A 2,561-nucleotide genomic window follows, 5' to 3' on the forward strand; every position below is an offset into this window, starting at 1 on the left:
ATTTTCAATGCATGTTCTAATGCTTTTCGAAGTAAAATTGCATACTCTATTTTTTGTTTATTGTTAAAATTTTGCAACACTTTATGGTCGCATGCTATTTCACAATAAGATGAGTAATAATTATTTAACCACTTTATTATTGGATTAAACCAAAAGACTGTTTGTAAAAATTTTATCACTGAGAGAAAATATAAGTCATTTCCTTTCAAGTGATAAACTTCATGATAGATGAAACTAGTTAGTTCTTCTTCGTTTTGGTAAATATCAGGTATAATTATCGTTGGCTTTTTTAAATGAATAAGACACGGAGAAGGAAAATTGGAATTCAAAAATATATCTATATCTCTTTTGACATTTAGTTTTTCTTGTACATTTCTTAAACAAAAGCTTAATAATTCATTTTTTTCACTATTTAACCGAATAAGTTGTTGTACAATATTTTTCTCATTGATTAATTTTATAAAGCATACAATCATTCCAAATAACCATATTACTAAAATAATCCATAATATAAAATTAAATTCAGTAAATATGTTTGGATTAATTCTATTATTAGAAAACATAATAACATTCGTGGTATCTTCCATATTGCTAACGGGTATAATTATTTGATGATTATATTTGTTAAATGAATAAATCAATATCACCCAAATTGGTACACATAAATATAAAATAACGGATTTAATTAGTATCATCATTTGCTGTACAGAAAATAAGTAAATCTTTTCCTGAAATATTCTTATTATAAGCACTGTAAAAAAAGCGATTAAGTTAAACTGTAGTATTAAGTATATCGCCTGCAAAATAATCATTTCTTAGTCATCTTTTCAATCACTTTGTTTATTTCTTCTAAAGATTCATTGGAAACTTCTTTTCCAACGAATGCAAGCAACAATTCACTAAAAGATTTCCCTGTGCTTTCTGTGACACTTTCGTTAATAAGATATCTTTGGTAATCAATCTTACTTACAGCAGTATAATAATACTTTCCATTCTGCATAGTTTGAGTGAGAACCTCTTTTTTAACCATTCTATTAATATAGACTGAAATTGCTTTTGTACTTAATTTATTGCCTTTTCGATTTAAAATTGCACTATAAAGCTCTGTTGCTAAGATTGGCTGTGAATTTGACCAAACTAACTCTAATAGTTCAAATTCAGTACTAGAACATTTCTTCATCTCAAATCCCTCCGTATATTCGCAAATACACTAACATCATAACATTTATTCGTTAGAATGCACACCAAAATTTAGTCTAACAAATTTATATTTCTATGTTGTCATTTATCATTTTGAGGTGTATACTTTGATTATCAATATATTGAGTGTTCTATCATTTGCTTAAAAAGTTATAAAAAAGTTCCTTTGTTTAATTTTTTTCAGAACCAAATTTGAGGCATATTATAACAAAAGGAAATTAGAGGAGGAAGATGATATGGATAGACATAAAAACGGTGATTCTAGATTATAGTTTCATAATTTTATGTAATCGTTCACAAAATAAAAATATCACGAAATTAAGACTATATGAATTTATGGTTAGATTACTATTCAACAATCACAATAAAATGAAAAATGAGGTGCTTAAATTTTTGATTCCACACATGCTAAAGCAAGGACGTAAAATAAATGAAGATAAGTCCATCTTACGAATTTATGAACCAAAAGAAATTAGTTTCACTAGAGAATAAACAATAAAAAATAGGAGAAAAAAATGAAAACAATTTTAAAAGTATTTCTTGCAGTTTTGATTATTTCTAATTCATATGTTCCAATTAGTAGTAGCGCAGAAGTAAGGGAAACAAATGAACCAAAAATAAGAGAAACAATCGAATATATGGGAGAGAAAGTAATATTTTACGATCTGGAAAATAATCAAAATGGTCTCGAATTTCGTGTGTATCTTGAAAATGGATCAATTGAAGAGTATTACTCTATAGATAATAACTTATTTAAAAAAGTGAAGGATGATTATATATTTATTGCTAAAAAACAAAGCACATTAGAAATTAGTAGAAGTTTACTAGAAAATCGTGCAGGTGGATGGAGTTCACCGCAATTCATTAGAGGGACTAATCCTATAAATATATATAGTACTTCATCTATAAGTATTGCATCTATACTAGCATCAATCGGCAAATTACCTGCTTCTGTTTTTCTTGGGGTTGCTGATTTAATTCTAGGTCTAACTATACAACCTGAGTATGTGTATATGGATTATAATTTTAAAACATACAGTGGTTGTAGTATCTTAACGGCAAATACTAATATAGCAATTTATTATGCAAATAGAAATAATGGTGTTTGGTCAAGAGGAAACCTTATTAGAAGTGATATTGCAGGTGGATGGAGTTGGAAAGGTGATCCTTCAAATTATTCATATCCAGCTGCGTGTAGAACAATTGTTTCAACGTATGGATACGTATCTGGTAAGTTTTAACGAATAAGTAGTAACTTTATTTTACAAAACATTGATATCAACCGGAAGTATTTCGATACTTCTGGTTGTCTTGATAACTACTGAGGAGATTCAATATATGAAATTTAAAAACATTAGTAA

Annotated in this window: 4 protein-coding genes; 2 read left to right on the top strand and 2 right to left on the bottom strand. The window is 27.5% G+C overall.

Translation table 11 applies throughout. The features are described from left to right. Together RR430_RS09235 and RR430_RS09240 are read right to left on the bottom strand one after the other, a co-directional pair. A partial coding sequence (locus RR430_RS09235) for a M56 family metallopeptidase (RefSeq protein ID WP_332509037.1) occupies positions 1–695 on the bottom strand: 695 nt, incomplete at its 3' end. Between the two features lie 113 nt (positions 696–808). Beyond that, positions 809–1,180 (bottom strand): BlaI/MecI/CopY family transcriptional regulator, encoded by a 372-nt coding sequence (locus tag RR430_RS09240; protein WP_332509039.1) that lies wholly within the window; start codon positions 1,178–1,180, stop codon positions 809–811. A gap of 251 nt (positions 1,181–1,431) precedes the next feature. Here RR430_RS09240 and RR430_RS09245 point away from each other — a divergent pair, with 251 nt between their 5' ends. Then, positions 1,432–1,692, top strand: coding sequence for a hypothetical protein (locus RR430_RS09245; RefSeq protein WP_332509041.1), 261 nt, complete (start codon positions 1,432–1,434; stop codon positions 1,690–1,692). Between the two features lie 23 nt (positions 1,693–1,715). Next, positions 1,716–2,441, top strand: a complete 726-nt coding sequence (locus RR430_RS09250; protein ID WP_332509043.1) for a hypothetical protein — start codon at positions 1,716–1,718, stop codon at positions 2,439–2,441. Positions 2,442–2,561: the final 120 nt, after the last annotated feature.

The organism is Anaerorhabdus sp. (assembly GCF_036641015.1).
Lineage (GTDB): Bacteria > Bacillota_I > Bacilli_A > Erysipelotrichales > Erysipelotrichaceae > Anaerorhabdus.

Bases quoted from the DNA above. Each gene is read 5' to 3' on its own strand.
- RR430_RS09240 (WP_332509039.1), bottom strand. From the start codon at position 1,180: ATGAAGAAATGTTCTAGTACTGAATTTGAACTATTAGAGTTAGTTTGG.
- RR430_RS09245 (WP_332509041.1), top strand. From the start codon at position 1,432: ATGATATGGATAGACATAAAAACGGTGATTCTAGATTATAGTTTCATA.
- RR430_RS09250 (WP_332509043.1), top strand. From the start codon at position 1,716: ATGAAAACAATTTTAAAAGTATTTCTTGCAGTTTTGATTATTTCTAAT.